Source organism: Caballeronia sp. LjRoot31 (genome assembly GCF_964253885.1).
In the GTDB taxonomy this organism is placed as follows: domain Bacteria; phylum Pseudomonadota; class Gammaproteobacteria; order Burkholderiales; family Burkholderiaceae; genus Caballeronia.
On sequence record NZ_CAXURX020000001.1, the window covers coordinates 330,428 to 347,598 of the forward strand.

Here is a 17,171-nt window from a genome sequence, read left to right on the forward strand (position 1 = left end):
TGGGCAGACCCAGAGCGGACTCAAGCGGACAGGCTTTAGCCAGACTTATGCAGCCGGCTTGGCGCCTTCGCTCGGAGCGGCAGCGCCCGAAGCAGCTTCGTCGGACACGACTGCAGCCGGGATGGTCGCCGAAGCGATCACCGGGTTTTCTGCGTCGAGGTGAGCGACCAGCGCCACGCCCTTCGGCAAAACGATGTCCTTCACGTGCAGCGTGTGACCGGCTTCAATCTTCGCCAGATCGAGTTCGACGAATTCCGGCAGATCGGCCGGGAGACATTCGATTTCGATTTCATTCAGAACGTGCGAGATCACCGCGCCACCGATCTTCACAGCCGGATTCGTTTCTTGATTCAAGAAGTGCACCGGTACCTTGGTGTGCAGCTTCTTCGTTGAATCGACACGTTGGAAGTCAACGTGCAGAACCATTTGCTTGAACGGATGGTATTGCACGTCGCGCAGCAGAACCTGTTGCGACTTGCCAGCGATTTCCAGATCGAGAATCGACGAATGGAACACTTCTTTCTTCAACGCGTGCCAAAGGGCGTTGTGATCGAGCTCAACAGCCTGAGCTTCAGCGTTCGCGCCATATACGATGCCCGGGGTCTTGCCCGAGTTACGCAGGCGGCGGCTCGCACCCGTACCTTGCAGATTGCGCTCAAAAGCGACTACTTTCATGATTCAACTCCATAATCTGCCCGCGACCAGGCAGTGAAAACGGGGCTGTCCGCGTGTTCGCGTTCAGCCCCAGAGCAGCGATTCAAGCCTTCGTTCGCCTGAACCGATTACGCGGTTCAGCAGAGCTTTGACCCCCCGCTAAACCGCAAATACTTTTTAACCTTCCGCGAACAGCGACATCACCGAGTCGCCGCGACGGATACGCGAGAACGTCTCGGCCAGCAATCCCGCGCTCGACAGAATACGAACCTTGGTACAGGCACGTGCTTCCTCGGAGAGGGGGATGGTGTCGGTAACGACGAGTTCGTCGAGTTCCGACGCCGCGATCCGCTCGCCTGCGCCACCGGACAAAACGGGATGCGTGGCATACGCGAACACTTTCGTCGCGCCGCGTTCCTTCAAAACCTGTGCTGCCTTGCAGAGCGTGCCGGCGGTGTCGACCATGTCGTCCATGATCACGCACGTGCGGCCTTCCACTTCACCGATGATGTTCATCACTTCAGCAACATTCGCCTTCGGGCGACGCTTGTCGATGATCGCGAGATCGGTGTTCAGTTGCTTCGCTAATGCCCGGGCGCGGATCACACCGCCCACATCCGGCGACACCACCAGCAGGTTCTCGTAGTTCTGCTTGCGCAGATCGCCGAGCAGCACGGGGGTGGCGTAGATGTTGTCGACCGGGATGTCGAAGAAACCTTGAATCTGGTCGGCGTGGAGGTCCATGGTAATGACACGATCCACACCCGCGATTTCCAGCATGTTCGCCACGACTTTCGCCGAGATGGCGACGCGAGCCGAACGTGGCCGGCGATCCTGACGGGCATAACCGAAGTACGGGATGGCTGCAGTGATCCGGCCAGCGGATGCGCGCTTGAGCGCATCGACCATGATCATGAGTTCCATGAGCGTGTCGTTGGTCGGTGCGCAGGTGGACTGCAACACGAACACGTCTTTACCGCGCACGTTTTCCTGGATCTCGACCATGATCTCGCCGTCGGAAAAACGGCTAACCATTGCCTTGCCAAGCGGGATTCCAAGGATTTTGACGACTTCCTGTGCAAGCGCGGGATTCGCGTTGCCAGTGAATACCATCAGGCCGTCACTGCTCATCGTGCACCTGTTTCTTGGCTGGGGCGAGAGGAAAAACGCGAGAAATTATGGCAGGGGAAGAAGGATTCGAACCTTCGCATGCTGGAATCAAAATCCAGTGCCTTAACCAACTTGGCGACTCCCCTACACTAACTTTGAGTTTTGCCGGGTAGTGTAGGACAAACCCGTCAAAACGAAACTTTACGACGCGAAAGTGAAGAGAGGATGCGAATCCAGACTTTCGGTCACTTTGCTTTTCCAGCTTGCCGGGAGTTTGGCTTGCGCCATCTCAGCTTCGGCTTTGCTACGAAAAGCGGCAAACACGCTCGCTCCAGATCCGGTCATTCGCGCAGGTGAAAGATTCGAAAACCACTCAATCACCTTGGCTACTTCCGCGTACTTCTCAACCACAACTGCCTGCATATCATTTCGGCCGAAGCTGTCAGGCCAATCTGCGTCAGAACTATGTTGTGCAAGGAAGTCCGTAATTGTGAGGACTTTTGAGTCCCTCGTCAACCCTTTCTCTGAAAAAATCGCAGCGGTTGGAACATGCACAGCAGGAGTCACCACCAGGAAGAAACGCTTCGGTAGATCGACCACCTGCAGCGTTTCACCAACCCCTTCCGCAAAAGCATTCCGTCCAAACACAAAAAACGGCACGTCCGCGCCCAGTTTCAGCGCCAGATCCTGCAACGCTTCTCGCGATAAATCCGCGCCCCATAAGCGATTCAGAGCCAGCAGCGTAGTCGCGGCGTCAGAACTTCCGCCGCCGAGACCGGCGCCCATGGGCAGTATTTTATCAATTTCTATGTCTACGCCAAGGGGGGTGCCTGTTGTCGACTGCAACAGACGCGCGGCACGTACAACAAGGTCATCCGCTTCCGGCACGCCAGGGACATCGGTTTTTCGCGCGATCACGCCGTCGTCACGACGGGTGAAGTGCAGGCGGTCGCCCCAGTCGAGCAACTGGAACACCGTCTGCAACGCGTGATAACCGTCCGGTCGGCGCCCGGTGATATGCAAAAACAGATTGAGTTTGGCCGGCGCGAGACAGTCGCGCAGGGATGCATCGGCCAGCGGACGCGCTGGGCCCCGCGACGAACTCGATAAAGATGACTGCATGTGATTGGACTAAGCGTTACTGGTCGAGGACGAGCTTGATGTCGAGCGGCGGTTCGGCACGCGACAGATTCAGGCGTTTCACGCCGGTTGCGGGCGCGTCGGCGTAGGCCAGGTAGTCGATGGTCCAGCCGTCCTGCTTGATTTCCTTCAGACGGCCATTTTCCGACGACGAATCCATGGTCGTGCGCGCTCGCGAGGTGGGCGCAGGCGAGGGCTGCAGCCAGTACCGCAAGCCTTCCACCGGCAAAGCGAACCCCAGCGTGTTGCTCATCAGTTGGGAGACGTTATCGGCGGTCTGCGGGTCGCGATTCGGTAGTTCGAGCGTGGCCGAAGACGGCGACGACGTCACGATAGCCAGCGTTTGCCCAAGTGGATTACGCAATTGCAGCGTGACGGTGTCTCCGGTTTCCTGCCAGTCGAAGTTGCCGTACGCGTTGCGCTGCTGGCCGTTCTGGTCGTTGTACTGGACCGCGAACCGGCCGTGGTAAGCGCGACTGGTCTGCGCAGTCACCTCGGTTGCTGCATTTGACGTTGTCGGCACGCGCGGTTTGATCGCGCACCCCGACACCACCACTACACCCGCTGCCATCAGCGCCAGCGCGCCGCGACGCGCGCGCTGACCGCTCAGGAAATTCGTTGCAATCAAGTTCAAAGGTCGTTCACCTGGAATCGTTTGAGCGTTTTCAACAATGTGTCGTTGCCGGGTTCGAGCTTTTGCGCCTGGCGCCATGTATTACGCGCCTGGTCCTGCTGCCCCGACTTCCACTGCACTTCGCCGAGATGAGCGCCAATTTCGGCGTTCGGCTGCAGGTCGTAGGCTTTCTTCAGGATGCTGGCAGCTTCCGTGGAATTGCCCATCCGATACTTCGCCCAGCCGAGACTGTCCATGATGAACGCGTCGTTCGGCGCAAGCGATACCGCTTTCTCGATCAGTTTCTCAGCCTCGTCCAGACGCTCGTTGCGATCGACGAGCGAATAGCCGAGCGCGTTATACGCCTGCGCGTTGTCCGGCTGCTCTTTCATCAGCTTGCGCAACTGCCCTTCCATGGTGTCGTAATGACCGTTCTTCTCGGCCGCCATGGCGTAGTCGTAGGCAATGTCCGGATCATCGGGGAATGCAGTCGATGCCTTCGACAACGCCGCTTCCGCTTCCGGATACCGCTGCGCCTGGAACAGCATGGCGGCGTCCGTACGCGCGAGCAGCGCCAGGTCGCGAGGGTCCGACGTCTGCAGGCTGCCCAGCAACTGGCGCGCGTCGTCGACCTTGCCTTCCGAGGCAAGGATCTGCGCCCGGGTGACCTGTGCCGGCAGATACTGCTGGCTCGCGCGGGGAATCTTGTCGAGCCACTGGTTCGCGGCCGCGTCGTCTTTCTTTTCCAGCGACAACTGCGCGAGATAGATATAAGCCTGTCCCGGATCGGCGCCCGGCGTGCTTTCAGCCGCCGCCGCGTACTGCTTCAGGTAATCCTGCGCCTTGTCCGGCTGTTTCTTCTGAATATTGATCAGCGCGAGCGCCATCAGCGGCGTGAGATCTTTTGCATCGTTCTTGCGCATGATTTCGAACTGCTTCTGCGCGTCGTCGAGACGATCCGCCGACAAATACAGTTGCGCCAGCGCAAGCCGCGCGTCGTGCGACTTCGGATCCTTCTCGAGGTACTTCTCGAACGAAGCAATACCTTCGTCGCGTTCGTTCGGCCCCATGCGAGCCAGCGTCAACGCAGCAGGCAAATAGTCGGGCTTCAATTTCAGCGCTTGTTCAAGCGATGCCTTCGCGCCCGGCTGGTCGTCGGCGGCAATTTCCTGACGGGCGAGCGCCAGTTGCGTTTCGGGCCGGTCCATGTCGTTCTTGACCAGATCCTTCAGCACATTCAACCCGCCTACGCGATTCGGTCCGCGAGAGAGCAGGATCTGCAGCGAAAGGATCGCGTCGCCACGCTGCTCCGCAGGCACCTTCGCGAGCTCGGTGTTGAGGATCGGCTTGGCGTCGTCGGGCTTGCCGGAGAGGATCAGCAGCGACGCGCTCAACTGCGCCGCGCGTTCCGAATTCGGTGAGAACTGCTGCCAAAGCTGAACGGCCGTCAGCGCGTCGTTGGGACTTTGTGCGGCAATCGCAATCTCGGTTGCGCGCTGCGCGAAGCGCGGATCGTGCGTGTCGCGCGCGAGGGCGAGATAAGTCTGATAGGCGGGCGCTGCCTGGTTGCGTTGCAACGCGACTTCCGCTGCGAGCACCTGGAACACGATCTGGCTGGACGCAGCCACATTCGGCAAGTCCTGCACTTCCTTGCCCGTGGGCGGCGCGGTGATCAGGTCCGCTGCGCTGATGGCCGACTGGTCGTCGTCAGGCGAAGGAAGTTGCGCGGGGCTCTGCGCGTAGGCAGGCGCAAGCGCAAACGCCGCCACCGCGAACGTCACTGCGGCCGCGAGCTTGCTCGGGTAGACCGGCTTACCGCGTGCGGCGCTCGTTTGAGCGGTCGCTGCACGCTGCTTCGAAAACAACTTTACGAAGGACAAGTTCATGGAAATCCGATCAATGTTTCAGTCGATTGTAACGCGCTCGCTACAATACGCGCACATCCCACAGCAAGTTACAGACCAGTAAACCATGCCAGAGTTGCCGGAAGTCGAAGTAACCCGACGCGGGATCGAACCGTTCGTTACCGGACGTCGGGTTGAGCGTGTCGATGTCCGTACACCGGCGCTGCGCTGGCCCATTCCGCCGCATCTCGCGAAGACGATGAAGGCGCTGAAAATCGAGAAGGTCGAGCGGCGCGGCAAGTACCTGTTGTTCGAAACCTCCGAAGGCTGGCTGATCGTGCATCTGGGCATGACGGGGACGCTACGGGTACTGCGTAACGTGCCGCGTCCGCCGGATGCGGCGAAGCATGATCATATCGACCTGATCTTCGATGATTTCATTTTGCGCTTTCGCGATCCGCGGCGCTTTGGCGCTGTGCTCTGGCATTCGCGCGCTGATGGCGATGTCCTCGACCATCCGCTGCTGGCCGGCCTGGGCGTAGAGCCATTCACCGCTGAATTTTCCGGCGCGCTGATGTACCGGCAGACGCGCGGGCGCAAGGTGTCCGTCAAGCAGGCCTTGCTCGCGGGCACGATGGTTGTGGGCGTGGGCAACATTTACGCGTCCGAGAGCCTGTTTCGAGCCGGAATACGGCCCACGGTCGCGGCCGGGCGCGTCTCGCTCGTGCGCTACGATCTCCTCGCCGACGCCGTGCGTACCACGCTTGCCGCCGCGATCGAAAAGGGCGGCAGCACGTTGCGCGATTTCGTGGGAAGCAATGGCGAGTCGGGCTATTTCCAGCTCGATTATTTCGTCTATGATCGCGCGGGCTTGCCGTGCCATGTTTGCGGAACGGCCATCAAACACATCGTGCAAGGCCAGCGATCCACGTACTTTTGCCCGCGCTGCCAGCGCTAGCCCCATGCTCCAGCTCACCGACTTCTCCACGCGCCTGATCGCGTGGCAACGTGTTCACGGCCGTCACGACTTGCCGTGGCAAAACACGCGCGATGCCTACCGCATCTGGTTATCAGAAATCATGTTGCAGCAGACGCAGGTATCGACGGTGATTCCGTACTACGCGCGTTTTCTCGACCGTTTTCCCGACGTGAACGCGCTCGCCTTCGCCCCGCTCGACGACGTCATGGCGCTCTGGGCCGGTCTCGGCTACTACTCGCGCGCGCGGAATCTGCATCGATGCGCGTTTGTCGTATCGACGGAGCATGGCAGCGAGTTTCCCCGCAGCGTCGATGAGTTGGCTGAACTGCCGGGTATCGGTCGTTCGACGGCGGCGGCCATTGCGTCGTTCGCGTTCGGCGCGCGCGCGACGATTCTCGACGGCAACGTAAAGCGGGTGCTCGCGCGGGTGTTTGGCATCGACGGATTTCCGGGCGAAAAGCGCGTGGAAAACACGATGTGGACACTGGCCGAATCGCTGCTTCCCGACGCCGCGCACAAGGACGAAGTCACCGCGTACACGCAGGGTTTGATGGACCTTGGCGCCACGCTGTGCGTGCGTGGCAAGCCGGATTGCGCGCGCTGCCCGTTTGCCGCCGATTGCGTGGCGAACGTGACCGGACGGCAAAAGGAATTGCCTGTGTCGCGCCCGAAAAAGACCGTGCCGACACGCAAGACCTGGATGCTGGTGCTACAGGACGGCGATAGCGTCCTGCTTGAAAAGCGCCCGCCGACGGGCATCTGGGGCGGTCTGTGGAGCCTGCCGGAAGCAGAGGATGAAGACGCGCTCGCGGCAGTCGCACATGGTTTCGGCGGGTCGGCCGAGCTTCAGCGGCTAACTCCCTTCACACATACGCTCACGCATTTCAAACTGGATATCGAGCCGCGTCTCGGGCAGGCGAACGGCGTGCCCGACGCCGCCGATAACCGCACCGTGTGGGCGCCGCTTGCGAATATCGATGCGTACGGTGTGCCTGCGCCCGTCCGCAAACTGCTTGATGCGCTGCAGGGTTCGCTGATTTGATATTGGCAGGATGCTAAAACAACTAAAGCAACGTCAAAGCAGTTGATGCTGCTGCATATAGTGATGCACGACATCGATCCGCGCGGCCGCGTCTTCAAGCTCCATCAGCTTTTGCCGGGCGCGCATGGGGATCGGCAGGATCTCCGATAAACGGTTGGATACCCACGTCGGATCGTCGAGAAGGAAGGGCTCGGTGAACGGCAGGTCCTTCGGCTCGCGTGCCTTGATTGCATCGATGATCCGCTCCAGCACTTCCGCGCACGCTCCAAACTTCACCAACGCTTCCGTGCCGTCCAGCGGCGTGTCGTCGCCAATGATTTCGGCTACGCCCACGAGCAAATTGCTCGGCTCCACGCGATGCGACAACAGTCGAAAGCGTGTCGTCCCGCGCGCCTGGACCAGCAGCATGCCGAACGTGTCCACGTCGCATTGCGTGATCTCGGCCAGGCAGCCGATGCTCTCGGGCACCGACGGGTCCCCCGGCGACGCGATCTCATTACCGCTTTTCAACAGGCACACGCCGAACGGCGTGCTTTCGCGCAAGCACGCACGCGCCATGTCGAGATAGCGGGCTTCGAAGATTTTCAGGGGAAGATGGCCGCCCGGAAACAACACGGTATGCAGCGGAAACAGCGGCAGGTCGGCGAGAAGGGGATTGGTGGACATCGCGCGCTTCTTTAAAAAAGGCCGCCCGAAGGCGATCAGGTTTGCAAGGGCGCGACGTGTCCATCCACAGCGATGGGTGCGTCGCGGTGCCGCACAATCACATTGGCCTTGTCCCCGAAGCGCGCGGCGAGCGCCTGGGCGATGAATACCGAGCGATGCTGGCCACCCGTGCAGCCGATTGCAACCGTCAGGTAACTACGGTTGTCGTCACGAAATTGCGGCAGCCATTTGCCGATGAACGTGCCCACGTCGTCGATCATCTGGTGGACCATCGGCTGGGCGGACAAAAAATCGATAACCGGTTGGTCCAGGCCCGTCAGCGGCCGCAGTTCGTGATCGTAGTAGGGATTCGGGAGCGTACGGACATCGAAGACAAAATCGGCGTCGAGCGGCACGCCGCGCTTGAATCCGAACGATTCGAACATCAGCGTCAGCCCGGCCGGTTCCTGTTCGATAAAACTCTTCACCCACGCGCGCAACACGTTCGCCCGCAGATTGCTGGTGTCGATCTGATGGCCAAATTCGGCGAGTCCCGAGACAAGTTCGCGCTCGCGTTCGATCGCTTCGCCCAGCGACGTCAGCAGGCCCACCGCGGCGTCCTGATTGGACGAACCCGACAACGGATGGCGGCGGCGCGTCTCGGAGAAGCGCTGAATCAGCGACTGGGTACTGGCGTTGAGAAACAGCACGCGCAGGTCGAACGCTTGCGAAAGGTCTTTGATGATGGCGGGCACTTCGTCGAGCGAACGGCTCGAACGTGCGTCGATAGCAACGGCCAGACGCGGCTGCCCCTGACTATGGAGATACGCCGCGAGCTCGGGCAGGAAGCGCGGGGGCAGGTTGTCAACGCAATAGTAGCCGGCGTCTTCGAGCGCGTTCAGGGCGACGGATTTGCCGGAGCCGGAGATGCCGGTAATCAGAATGATGCGCATGAATAGGGACTCGTTCGCTCGAGATAAAAGCACGCAGAAAATTCGGGTCCGGGCGGCGGCTGAGTCTGGAGGCCGCCGGTCTTGCCAGTTCGACCCGTCAGATCAGCTTGCCGGGGAACTGGCTTTCGGGGTCCTGCATTGCAAGGCGCTGACGATCCATGAAGTCACGGAGCGTGTCGATACCCCGCAGTTGCAGGATCGTGTTGCGCACCGCCGCTTCCACGAGCACGGCCAGATTCCGGCCGGCCGCCACCTGGATGGTGACCTTGCTGATCGGCAGGCCGAGCACGTCGACAGCCTGGCTTTCCAATGGCAGCCGCTGAAATTCACCGTCCGGACGACGCACAAGCTGAACGATCAGCTTGAGCTTCATTTTCCGCCGAACGGCGGTTTCACCAAAAATGGTTTTGATATCCAGCAGGCCCAGACCCCGTACTTCAAGCAGGTTCTGCAGCAGCGGCGGGCATCGGCCTTCGACAAAATCCGGACCGAGGCGCACGAAGTCTACGGCGTCGTCAGCGACAAGACCGTGACCGCGGCTGATCAACTCGAGCCCGAGTTCACTTTTGCCGAGACCGGAGTCGCCGGTCAGCAGCACGCCCATGCCGAGGATGTCGAGGAACACGCCGTGCAGCGTGGCGCGCGGAGCAAGAATCCGCGACATATAAAGGCGCAGGCTGTCGATCACCGCCGCTGCGGACATTCGTGTGGTGAAGAGCGGCGTGGACGAGCGGGTGCAGCGCAGAACCAGTTCAGGCGGTGCGCCGACTTCGCCCGCAACCACCAGGAAAGGCGGTTCCAGCGCGATCAGTTCGGCCATGTTGCGCGACCGGTCTTCGTCGGACTGACGCTGGTAGTAGGTGATTTCGGCGTCGCCGAGTACCTGGATACGGTTGGGGTGAATCAGGTTCAAGTGCCCGACGAGATCGGCGCTTGACGTTGCATTGGCAACGGTTTCGGTCGAAAAGCCGCGCTCCCAGCCTTCGTGACCCGTCAGCCAGCTCAGTTTGAGTGTGGCTGCGTTGTCGTCGAAAATGCTCTGGGCGTTGATGCTGGACGTATCCATGAGGCCGGAACTCCGAGAGAGGCCGCGAGCATGGGGCAATTGAAGAGCCGGGTTCGGTCTCTTCAATGCTTCGCTCAATAGGACCGATTGTGCGCTAGAAGGGCCGCTGGCGCGAGAGGGCCGTTCGGCCTGGTCTCTCGCGCCGAGTCCGGCTTCAAGTCCAGCACGAGGCCCGGCTCAAAGAGCTTAGGGCTGCCATTGCGTGAGCACCTGATACAGCGCCTCACGGTTTTCTTCGGTATTCAGGCGTTCGCGTGCATCCCGGTCGGACAGCAGCTGCGCTATTTCCGAGAGGATTTCGAGGTGCTGTTGCGTGGCCTGTTCGGGAACAAGCAGAAAGATCAGCAGCGACACGGGCTGCCCGTCCGGCGATTCGAAAGCGATCGGCTCAGCCAGGCGCACGAAGGCGGCGAGCGGATGCTTCAGGCCCTTGATGCGTCCGTGCGGAATGGCGACGCCTTCGCCGAGACCGGTCGAGCCAAGGCGCTCGCGCGCGAAGAGATTGTCGGTGACGATACTGCGGCCAATGCCGTTCTGGTTCTCGAAGATCAGGCCCGCTTGCTCGAATACACGTTTCTTGCTGGTGACGGACAGTCCGAGGACGACATTTTCGAGGGGAAGAAATTTGGCTAAACGATTCATGTTGGCAGGCAGATGCGTGGCCTGAATTCTCCTCATCGTGGCGGCTGCAGAACCTGCACGAAACGCTCACGGCGATTTTGGTAAGGAATGCGCGGCAGACCAAAGTCTCGCTTCACTCCGATTAACAATCCCGGTACTCAAACTAACCGGACCATTATAGAACAGCGCAATCAGCGATGGTGCGGCGCGCCATACGCTGAATGCGTTTGTTGCGCATAACGCAACGGTTGATGCCATGCCTCAATTCACCCCTGTTGCTGCAAAAAACGGCCCGAAACCGGCGGTGACAAAAAAAGCCGCCTGCTTTCAGGCGGCTCGTGCCGACTATCGGACTGATGGGCTCCGGTCCACATTGCTCCGGAATCCGGCGCATCGAAAAAACCTCCAGCCGATGCGCCGTTCACCCCATTTGAATCATTCCTCTAACCACTCACGGTACCTTACGGCGCCGGAACTTCGCTCTCCTGCGGTTCGTGTCCGTACTTCATTGTGGCGTGCGCATGCTCCTGGATCTTGTCCTTGTGGCGCAGCACTTGCCTGTCCAGCTTGTCGACCATCAGGTCGATGGCCGCGTACATATCAACGTCACAACTCTCGATGAAAATGTCCTTGCCCTTCAGATGCAGGTTGATTTCGACCTTTTGCCGCTTTTCCTTTTCCCTATGATTGTCGACCGAGAGGACCACACTGCCGTCGATCACCTGATCGAAGTGCCGCAGCACTCTATCCAGTTTGGTGATCACATATTCTCGCAACGCAGGCGTCAATTCGAGATGGTGTCCACTGATCTGCAGATTCATAGTTGCTCTCCAAGCTAATGGCCGCCTGGACGCTATCACGCTACTCAAACCGGCCGCTGCTTGCCCGCACGTGTCCATTCTGTTGAACGGTGGTACGGAACGGGAAAACGCATCGGCCAGCTCGCTCGCGCTTTCGCGACGCGGCCGGTAAAGGCCCGCCGCAACATGCAGCGGGCTACAGAGACTTTCGCAAATTCACTGCCGGGATTTTCAGAGCTTCGCGATATTTGGCCACCGTACGGCGCGCGACCACGAACCCCTGTTCTGCCAGCAACTCTGCGATGCGGCTGTCTGAAAGAGGAGATTTTGAGTCTTCAGCTCCTATCAGTTGCTTGATGAGTGCGCGGATCGCCGTGGACGATGCCGCGCCACCCGTGTCGGTTGAAACGTGCGATCCGAAGAAGTACTTAAATTCAAGCGTCCCGAATGGGGTCAGCATGTACTTACCGGTTGTCACACGTGAGACAGTGGATTCGTGTAAACCCAGCGTATCAGCAATCTCCCTCAAAACCAAGGGCCGCATTGCAATTTCGCCGTGGGCAAAAAAGTTCTTCTGACGCTCCACAATAGCTTGTGCAACGCGGAGAATCGTCTCGAATCTTTGTTGAATATTCTTGATCAGCCAGCGCGCTTCCTGAAGCTGCTGACGCAACGAACCACTGCCCGGATCACCGCGATTGTTGCGCAAAATATTCGCGTAGAGGTGATTGATGCGAAGCCGCGGCACGATTTCCGGATTCAATTCTGCCGTCCACCCACTCGACATTTTGCGCACGAGAATGTCAGGAACCACGTAATCCGCTTCGCTCTTGCCGAACGCGGCGCCGGGGAACGGTTCCAGCGAACGGATCAGCAAGTGTGCATCGCGCAATGCGTCATCGGACGCTTTGAGCTGCTTGCGCAAACGCGTGAAATCGCGTGCCGCGAGCAGTTCCAGATGGTGTATCACAATATCGAGCGCTAGCGTGCGGATAGGCGATGCTTCGAGCCGCAACAACTGCAGCTTCAGACATTCGGACGCCGAACGGCCGCCCACTCCAGGCGGATCGAAACTCTGCAGCAACGCGAGCGCCGCGCTCAGTTCGTCGACATCGACTTCCAGTTCATCCGGCAGATCCGCCTTCACTTCCTCTAGCGACGACGTGAGATATCCATCTTCATCGAGTGATTCAATCAGGAACGTGATCAGCGCACGGTCGCGCTGATTCGCCTTCGTCATGCGCAGTTGCGACGTCAGGTGGTCGCGCAGCGTAGTAGTGGATTCGTGGATCTGCAGCGGTGGCAGGTCGTCGTCGTCCGAGCCGCTATTCGAGCGGCCGTAGTCTTCCAGATTCCACGAACTCGAATCCGGTCCGTTGTCCGACGAACTCATGCCGTTGTATTCGTCTACGCCTTGAGGGTCGCCGCTTTCCGAACGTTCGGTGGTGGTCGTGCTGCTGCTCGACGACGTGCCGTTGCTCATCATGGGATCGGGCGCGTTCACCGACGCCCCCGATGTGATCAGCGAACCGTCCGCTGCCACGCGCAAGGGGCTGGTGGTCCAGTCGTCCTCGTTCTCGAGCAGTGGATTTTGCGCGACAGCCATCGCGACTTCCTGCTGCAGTTCGAGCGTCGACAACTGTAGCAGCCGGATGGACTGCTGCAGTTGTGGGGTCAGCGCAAGATGCTGCGACAGGCGGAGTTGGAGGCTGGCTTTCATGGCAAGGTTGTATTCATTGTAGAGAGTTTGCCACGGGCGCGACACCTCGCGGGGATCGACCAAAAACAAGTGCCGCCTCGCGGGCGGCACGTAACATCTGTTGGCGGCGCGGGACGCCGTCCACAACGGTGTTGCATGGGGCGCGGGACACTATGTCCCCGCGCTCACATGCGGAAATGTTCGCCGAGATAAACGCGCCGCACGCTCTCATTTTCGATGATATCGCTTGGCGCCCCTGCTGCGAGCACGCTGCCGTCGCTGATGATGTAAGCATGGTCGCAGATGCCGAGCGTCTCGCGCACGTTGTGGTCCGTGATCAGCACGCCAATGTTGCGCTGCTTCAGGAACTTCACGATCTTCTGGATTTCGAGCACAGCGATTGGGTCAACGCCGGCGAACGGTTCGTCCAGCAGGATAAACGCCGGGTTGGTCGCGAGCGCACGGGCAATTTCCACGCGCCGGCGTTCGCCGCCCGAGAGTGACAAAGCCGGGTTTTCACGTAGATGCGCGATCTGAAGTTCGTCCAGCAACGCTTCCGCGCGATCCGTAATCGCTTGCTTGGAGAGCGGCTTTTCGTTTTCGTCCGTTTGCAATTCAAGCACCGCGCGAATGTTCTGCTCGACCGTCAGCTTGCGGAACACGGACGCTTCCTGCGGCAAATACGAGAGCCCGAGACGCGCACGCTTGTGAATGGGCAGCAGGCTGATCGAGGTGCCGTCGAGCAGGATTTCGCCGGCGTCCAGCGGCACCAGTCCGACGATCATGTAGAACGACGTCGTCTTGCCCGCGCCGTTCGGCCCGAGCAGCCCGACCACTTCGCCGCTTTTCACGTCGAGCGAGACATCTTTCACGACCGTGCGCGAGCCGTAGCGTTTCTTCAGGTTGCGGACGGTGAGCGAACTGCTCGTGCCGGCCGGCTTGCGATGAGGCATGGCGGGCGAATTCACGGCTGCTGCGTTCCTTGCATCTTGGTGGACGGCGTCAGGGTGGCCGGCGCGCCGTTCAGCGGCGCGGCGCCGCCGTTACGCGGGGCGAGCATGGCGCGCACGCGGCCAGTCGGGTTGCCTGGGCCGGCGACGTCAGGTCCGGCTTTCGCCGTATAGAAGTCTTTCTGGCCGTCGTAGGTAATCACGCTGCCGTGTACTTCGTCCTGGATCGTGGTGAGACCCACGAGGCGGCGCACAACGGCACGCGTGGTCAGCGTGGTGAGATCCTGCTTGCCGTCATAGTCGATCCGCACGGCATTGCCTTCTATGTATTCGTCGAGGCCGTCGCGTTTCTGGCGGAAATACGAGAGGGCGCCGCCGGTAGACGTGCCGGTCGCGTACTGGTACCCCTGCGGATCCTGCGTCACGTCGACACGGTCGGCCTTGATGATGATCGTGCCTTTGGTCGCGACAACGTGGCCCGTGAAGATGTTGACCTGCTTCAGGTCGTCATAGGTCATGTTGTCCGCTTCAATATTCAGCGGCTTGTCGTTGTCGGCGCGTTCGGCGTGCGCGGCGGGGGCGAAAGCCAATAGCGAGACCGCCAGCGGCAACGCCACGCATGTTGCCGCGATCCCGAATTGCACGATATGTGCGGCGCGGCGCGAAAACGCAGCGCATGCTGCGCACAGACGGCCGGATTCGGGTCGGAGAAACGGTTTGTTCATGCAGTCACACTTGAATGGATTAAGCGCAATTCGTCGGAACTGCCGGGTTTATTTGGATGAGGTGCCGAGGGTGTCGGAGGCGGCGATCTGGCCGCGCACCTGCCCAAAAAGCTTCATTACCCGGGTCGCGTTGTTGTAGTTCATGCCGTTGCCCGTCATCACGGACGGACCGCGCTGAAGTTTAACCGGCTTTTCTGTTTCGATGACATCGTCGTTCACAAGGATGCGAAAGTGCTCGGAGTCCGCCGTCATCTGCGGGTCGCCGTAGCCTGCCACGCGCAAAATGTGCGCGTTCTCGTACAAGTCGACAATCGAGACGTCGCCGTTCACCGTGCCGCGCTCGGACGTGGCCGTCACGGTCGGCCGCAGCGGCTGGAACATGCGCATGGCGGGTTTCGTGAGGTCGCTGACTTCATTGTCCTCGTAATGCACCATCGAAATCGCGGTCAGCCGATACTGCGTCGTGCCGGTGGTGTCCAGTTCCGAGACCGAAAAGTTCGTCGCGAAATAGTCGGGCGTGTGTTCCTTCGGGCGCTCCGGTTCCTGTGGCTTGGGCATCGTAGCCTGCATCAGCCAGTAGGTGATGCCCGCCAGCGCGGCCGCCGCGACCAGCGGCAACGCTGAGGTCAGTTTCTTGGGTCGTTGCATGGGATTCAGGCTCCGATAGCCGCGGCAAGCAGGCCGTCGTAGCGATTCTGCGCGCGCAGGATGGCGTCGCAGACTTCACGCACCGCGCCTTCGCCGCCGCGCCTGGCCGTGGCGAGATGTACGCGGCTCAGCACTTCCTCATGCGCGTTGGCGGGCGCCGCTGCGAAACCGCACAGCCGCATCACGGCGAGATCGGGCCAGTCGTCGCCCATGTAGCCGCATTCGGTGGCCGGAATACCCGTGGTTTGCAGCAGTTGGGCCAGCGCGATGGTTTTATCGGCGACGCCCTGGTGCAGGTGCGTAATGCCCAGCTCGCCCGCCCGTGCCGCGACAATGCCGGAGTTGCGCCCGGTAATGATCGCTGTCTGCACGCCCGCCGATTGCAGCATTTTCACGCCGTGGCCGTCGAGTGAATTGAAGGACTTCATGGCGTCGCCGTTGGCGGTAAAAAACAGGCTGCCGTCGGTGAACACGCCGTCGATGTCGAAAATCATCAGTTTCACGCGGCTCGCGCGGTCGTGCGCGTCTTCCGTTGCGGCGATATCCGGCGTGAAAGACAAGGTCGACATCAGATTACCTTCTTGGAAAAGAGGTCGTGCATGTTCAGGGCGCCGATCAGGATCGCGTTTTCATCGACGACCAGCATCTGATTGATGCGATAACGCTCCATCAGTTCCACAGCTTCCACCGCGAGATGGTCCGGACCGATCGTGCGCGGATTACGCGTCATGACGTCGATCAGCGGCAGCGCACGGAAATCGCCGTCGCTTTGAAGAATCCGGCGCAGGTCGCCGTCGGTGAAGATGCCTTCCACATGACGCTTTTCGTTGACCACGGCCGTCATGCCCATGCGCTTGGCGGTGATCTGGAAGAGGGCGTCGGAGACGGTGGCGTTCAGCGGCACTTCCGGCACTTCCGGCCCGACGCGCATCACGTCGCGTACGTAAGTGAGCAGGCGCCGGCCGAGCGCGCCGCCCGGATGCGAGCGCGCGAAGTCGTCGGGGCCGAAACCGCGGGCGTCGAGCACGACGACCGCGAGCGCGTCGCTCAATGCGAGCACGGCCGTTGTGCTGGCGGTCGGCGAGAGATTCATCGGGCAGGCTTCTTTATCGACGTGCGCGTTCAGATGCACGTCGGCCAGTTTCGCGAGGCTTGATTCCGGCCGCCCGGTGATGGCGATCAATTTTGCCCCGAGGCGCTTGATGATGGGCAGAATGGCAACGAGTTCGGAGGTTTCGCCCGAGTTCGACAGGGCGATGAACACGTCTTCGGCGGTCACCATGCCGAGGTCGCCGTGGCTCGCTTCGGCCGGATGAACGAAGAAGGCGGGCGTGCCGGTGCTCGCGAGCGTTGCCGCGAATTTACGGGCGATATGCCCGGATTTTCCGATACCCGATACCACCACGCGGCCCTTGCATCCGAGCAGGAATTCGACGGCGCCGGTGAAGTTGTCGTCGAGTTGCGCGGACAGGCCGCGCACAGCGTCGGCTTCAATTTCCAGCACGGTGCGAGCCAGCGCGAGTGCCCGGTCGCCATTGATTTTCGCTATCATGCGCGAAGTATAACAAAGGCATCTTTGCGCCGCGCCGGAGACGGGGCGGCCTTCAGCCGCTCATCCGCCCCCGAAAGGCCGTGTGTTTTGTTGCGCGCAAGCGTTGTGCGCGTTAAAAAAACACAAGATC

General features: G+C 60.5%; 18 protein-coding genes and 1 tRNA gene. 2 read left to right on the top strand and 17 right to left on the bottom strand.

Annotated features, from left to right (window positions below; translation table 11 throughout):
- Positions 1-45: 45 nt before the first annotated feature.
- The 6 genes from ACSQ8V_RS01505 to ACSQ8V_RS01530 form a co-directional block, all read right to left on the bottom strand.
- Positions 46-675, bottom strand: a complete 630-nt coding sequence (locus ACSQ8V_RS01505) for a 50S ribosomal protein L25/general stress protein Ctc (RefSeq protein ID WP_213764780.1) — start codon at positions 673-675, stop codon at positions 46-48.
- 156 nt (positions 676-831) lie between these two features.
- Complete coding sequence (locus tag ACSQ8V_RS01510; RefSeq protein WP_213764781.1) at positions 832-1,785, bottom strand: ribose-phosphate pyrophosphokinase; 954 nt, start codon at positions 1,783-1,785, stop codon at positions 832-834.
- Positions 1,786-1,833: 48 nt separating this feature from the next.
- Positions 1,834-1,910: transfer RNA gene (locus ACSQ8V_RS01515), tRNA-Gln, on the bottom strand.
- 55 nt (positions 1,911-1,965) lie between these two features.
- Entirely contained in the window at positions 1,966-2,886 is a 921-nt protein-coding gene (ispE, locus tag ACSQ8V_RS01520) for a 4-(cytidine 5'-diphospho)-2-C-methyl-D-erythritol kinase (RefSeq protein WP_436204678.1), read from the bottom strand.
- Positions 2,887-2,902: 16 nt separating this feature from the next.
- Positions 2,903-3,475, bottom strand: coding sequence for a lipoprotein insertase outer membrane protein LolB (gene lolB / locus ACSQ8V_RS01525; protein WP_213764816.1), 573 nt, complete (start codon positions 3,473-3,475; stop codon positions 2,903-2,905).
- Between the two features lie 59 nt (positions 3,476-3,534).
- Entirely contained in the window at positions 3,535-5,403 is a 1,869-nt protein-coding gene (locus ACSQ8V_RS01530; protein ID WP_436204679.1) for a tetratricopeptide repeat protein, read from the bottom strand.
- A gap of 85 nt (positions 5,404-5,488) precedes the next feature.
- Between ACSQ8V_RS01530 and mutM the strand changes: the two genes are divergently transcribed.
- Together mutM and mutY are read left to right on the top strand one after the other, a co-directional pair.
- A complete protein-coding gene (mutM, locus tag ACSQ8V_RS01535; protein ID WP_436204680.1) occupies positions 5,489-6,319 on the top strand; it encodes a bifunctional DNA-formamidopyrimidine glycosylase/DNA-(apurinic or apyrimidinic site) lyase in 831 nt (276 codons plus the stop codon).
- Between the two features lie 4 nt (positions 6,320-6,323).
- Complete coding sequence (mutY, locus tag ACSQ8V_RS01540; RefSeq protein WP_436204681.1) at positions 6,324-7,382, top strand: A/G-specific adenine glycosylase; 1,059 nt, start codon at positions 6,324-6,326, stop codon at positions 7,380-7,382.
- Between the two features lie 33 nt (positions 7,383-7,415).
- On the opposite strand, the gene ACSQ8V_RS01545 is transcribed toward mutY, so the two are convergent.
- The 11 genes from ACSQ8V_RS01545 to kdsD all read right to left on the bottom strand — a co-directional run bounded on the left by ACSQ8V_RS01545 (position 7,416) and on the right by kdsD (position 17,041).
- On the bottom strand, positions 7,416-8,048 hold the full coding sequence (locus tag ACSQ8V_RS01545) for an LON peptidase substrate-binding domain-containing protein (protein ID WP_213764786.1): 633 nt from the start codon (positions 8,046-8,048) through the stop codon (positions 7,416-7,418).
- 35 nt (positions 8,049-8,083) lie between these two features.
- Positions 8,084-8,980: an RNase adapter RapZ gene (gene rapZ / locus ACSQ8V_RS01550; RefSeq protein ID WP_213764787.1), complete on the bottom strand. Its 897-nt coding sequence runs from the start codon at positions 8,978-8,980 to the stop codon at positions 8,084-8,086.
- 97 nt (positions 8,981-9,077) lie between these two features.
- On the bottom strand, positions 9,078-10,046 hold the full coding sequence (gene hprK / locus ACSQ8V_RS01555; protein WP_213764788.1) for an HPr(Ser) kinase/phosphatase: 969 nt from the start codon (positions 10,044-10,046) through the stop codon (positions 9,078-9,080).
- A 186-nt stretch (positions 10,047-10,232) separates the two neighbouring features.
- The gene (gene ptsN / locus ACSQ8V_RS01560) at positions 10,233-10,724 is read right to left on the bottom strand and encodes a PTS IIA-like nitrogen regulatory protein PtsN (protein ID WP_165086018.1); all 492 of its coding nucleotides are present in this window, start codon (positions 10,722-10,724) and stop codon (positions 10,233-10,235) included.
- A gap of 404 nt (positions 10,725-11,128) precedes the next feature.
- Positions 11,129-11,488 carry a ribosome hibernation-promoting factor, HPF/YfiA family gene (gene hpf, locus ACSQ8V_RS01565; RefSeq protein ID WP_213764789.1) on the bottom strand — a complete coding sequence of 120 codons (360 nt, stop codon included), beginning with the start codon at positions 11,486-11,488 and terminating at the stop codon, positions 11,129-11,131.
- Between the two features lie 175 nt (positions 11,489-11,663).
- Positions 11,664-13,187, bottom strand: coding sequence for an RNA polymerase factor sigma-54 (locus ACSQ8V_RS01570; protein ID WP_436204682.1), 1,524 nt, complete (start codon positions 13,185-13,187; stop codon positions 11,664-11,666).
- Between the two features lie 164 nt (positions 13,188-13,351).
- Entirely contained in the window at positions 13,352-14,119 is a 768-nt protein-coding gene (lptB, locus tag ACSQ8V_RS01575; RefSeq protein ID WP_213764817.1) for an LPS export ABC transporter ATP-binding protein, read from the bottom strand.
- A gap of 11 nt (positions 14,120-14,130) precedes the next feature.
- Positions 14,131-14,841 (bottom strand): lipopolysaccharide transport periplasmic protein LptA, encoded by a 711-nt coding sequence (lptA, locus tag ACSQ8V_RS01580; RefSeq protein ID WP_436204683.1) that lies wholly within the window; start codon positions 14,839-14,841, stop codon positions 14,131-14,133.
- A 48-nt stretch (positions 14,842-14,889) separates the two neighbouring features.
- Positions 14,890-15,489, bottom strand: a complete 600-nt coding sequence (gene lptC, locus ACSQ8V_RS01585; protein WP_213764792.1) for an LPS export ABC transporter periplasmic protein LptC — start codon at positions 15,487-15,489, stop codon at positions 14,890-14,892.
- 5 nt (positions 15,490-15,494) lie between these two features.
- On the bottom strand, positions 15,495-16,058 hold the full coding sequence (locus ACSQ8V_RS01590; protein ID WP_213764793.1) for a KdsC family phosphatase: 564 nt from the start codon (positions 16,056-16,058) through the stop codon (positions 15,495-15,497).
- Positions 16,058-17,041, bottom strand: coding sequence for an arabinose 5-phosphate isomerase KdsD (gene kdsD / locus ACSQ8V_RS01595; protein ID WP_213764794.1), 984 nt, complete (start codon positions 17,039-17,041; stop codon positions 16,058-16,060). Before kdsD ends, ACSQ8V_RS01590 begins: the two co-directional genes overlap by 1 nt.
- Positions 17,042-17,171: the final 130 nt, after the last annotated feature.

Bases quoted from the DNA above. Each gene is read 5' to 3' on its own strand.
- ACSQ8V_RS01590 (WP_213764793.1), bottom strand. From the start codon at position 16,058: ATGTCGACCTTGTCTTTCACGCCGGATATCGCCGCAACGGAAGACGCG.
- hprK (WP_213764788.1), bottom strand. From the start codon at position 10,046: ATGGATACGTCCAGCATCAACGCCCAGAGCATTTTCGACGACAACGCA.
- mutY (WP_436204681.1), top strand. From the start codon at position 6,324: ATGCTCCAGCTCACCGACTTCTCCACGCGCCTGATCGCGTGGCAACGT.
- ACSQ8V_RS01545 (WP_213764786.1), bottom strand. From the start codon at position 8,048: ATGTCCACCAATCCCCTTCTCGCCGACCTGCCGCTGTTTCCGCTGCAT.
- ACSQ8V_RS01510 (WP_213764781.1), bottom strand. From the start codon at position 1,785: ATGAGCAGTGACGGCCTGATGGTATTCACTGGCAACGCGAATCCCGCG.
- mutM (WP_436204680.1), top strand. From the start codon at position 5,489: ATGCCAGAGTTGCCGGAAGTCGAAGTAACCCGACGCGGGATCGAACCG.
- lptB (WP_213764817.1), bottom strand. From the start codon at position 14,119: ATGCCTCATCGCAAGCCGGCCGGCACGAGCAGTTCGCTCACCGTCCGC.
- ACSQ8V_RS01505 (WP_213764780.1), bottom strand. From the start codon at position 675: ATGAAAGTAGTCGCTTTTGAGCGCAATCTGCAAGGTACGGGTGCGAGC.
- ACSQ8V_RS01570 (WP_436204682.1), bottom strand. From the start codon at position 13,187: ATGAAAGCCAGCCTCCAACTCCGCCTGTCGCAGCATCTTGCGCTGACC.
- lptC (WP_213764792.1), bottom strand. From the start codon at position 15,489: ATGCAACGACCCAAGAAACTGACCTCAGCGTTGCCGCTGGTCGCGGCG.
- ACSQ8V_RS01530 (WP_436204679.1), bottom strand. From the start codon at position 5,403: ATGAACTTGTCCTTCGTAAAGTTGTTTTCGAAGCAGCGTGCAGCGACC.
- lptA (WP_436204683.1), bottom strand. From the start codon at position 14,841: ATGAACAAACCGTTTCTCCGACCCGAATCCGGCCGTCTGTGCGCAGCA.
- rapZ (WP_213764787.1), bottom strand. From the start codon at position 8,980: ATGCGCATCATTCTGATTACCGGCATCTCCGGCTCCGGCAAATCCGTC.
- hpf (WP_213764789.1), bottom strand. From the start codon at position 11,488: ATGAATCTGCAGATCAGTGGACACCATCTCGAATTGACGCCTGCGTTG.
- ispE (WP_436204678.1), bottom strand. From the start codon at position 2,886: ATGCAGTCATCTTTATCGAGTTCGTCGCGGGGCCCAGCGCGTCCGCTG.
- ptsN (WP_165086018.1), bottom strand. From the start codon at position 10,724: ATGAGGAGAATTCAGGCCACGCATCTGCCTGCCAACATGAATCGTTTA.
- kdsD (WP_213764794.1), bottom strand. From the start codon at position 17,041: ATGATAGCGAAAATCAATGGCGACCGGGCACTCGCGCTGGCTCGCACC.
- lolB (WP_213764816.1), bottom strand. From the start codon at position 3,475: ATGGCAGCGGGTGTAGTGGTGGTGTCGGGGTGCGCGATCAAACCGCGC.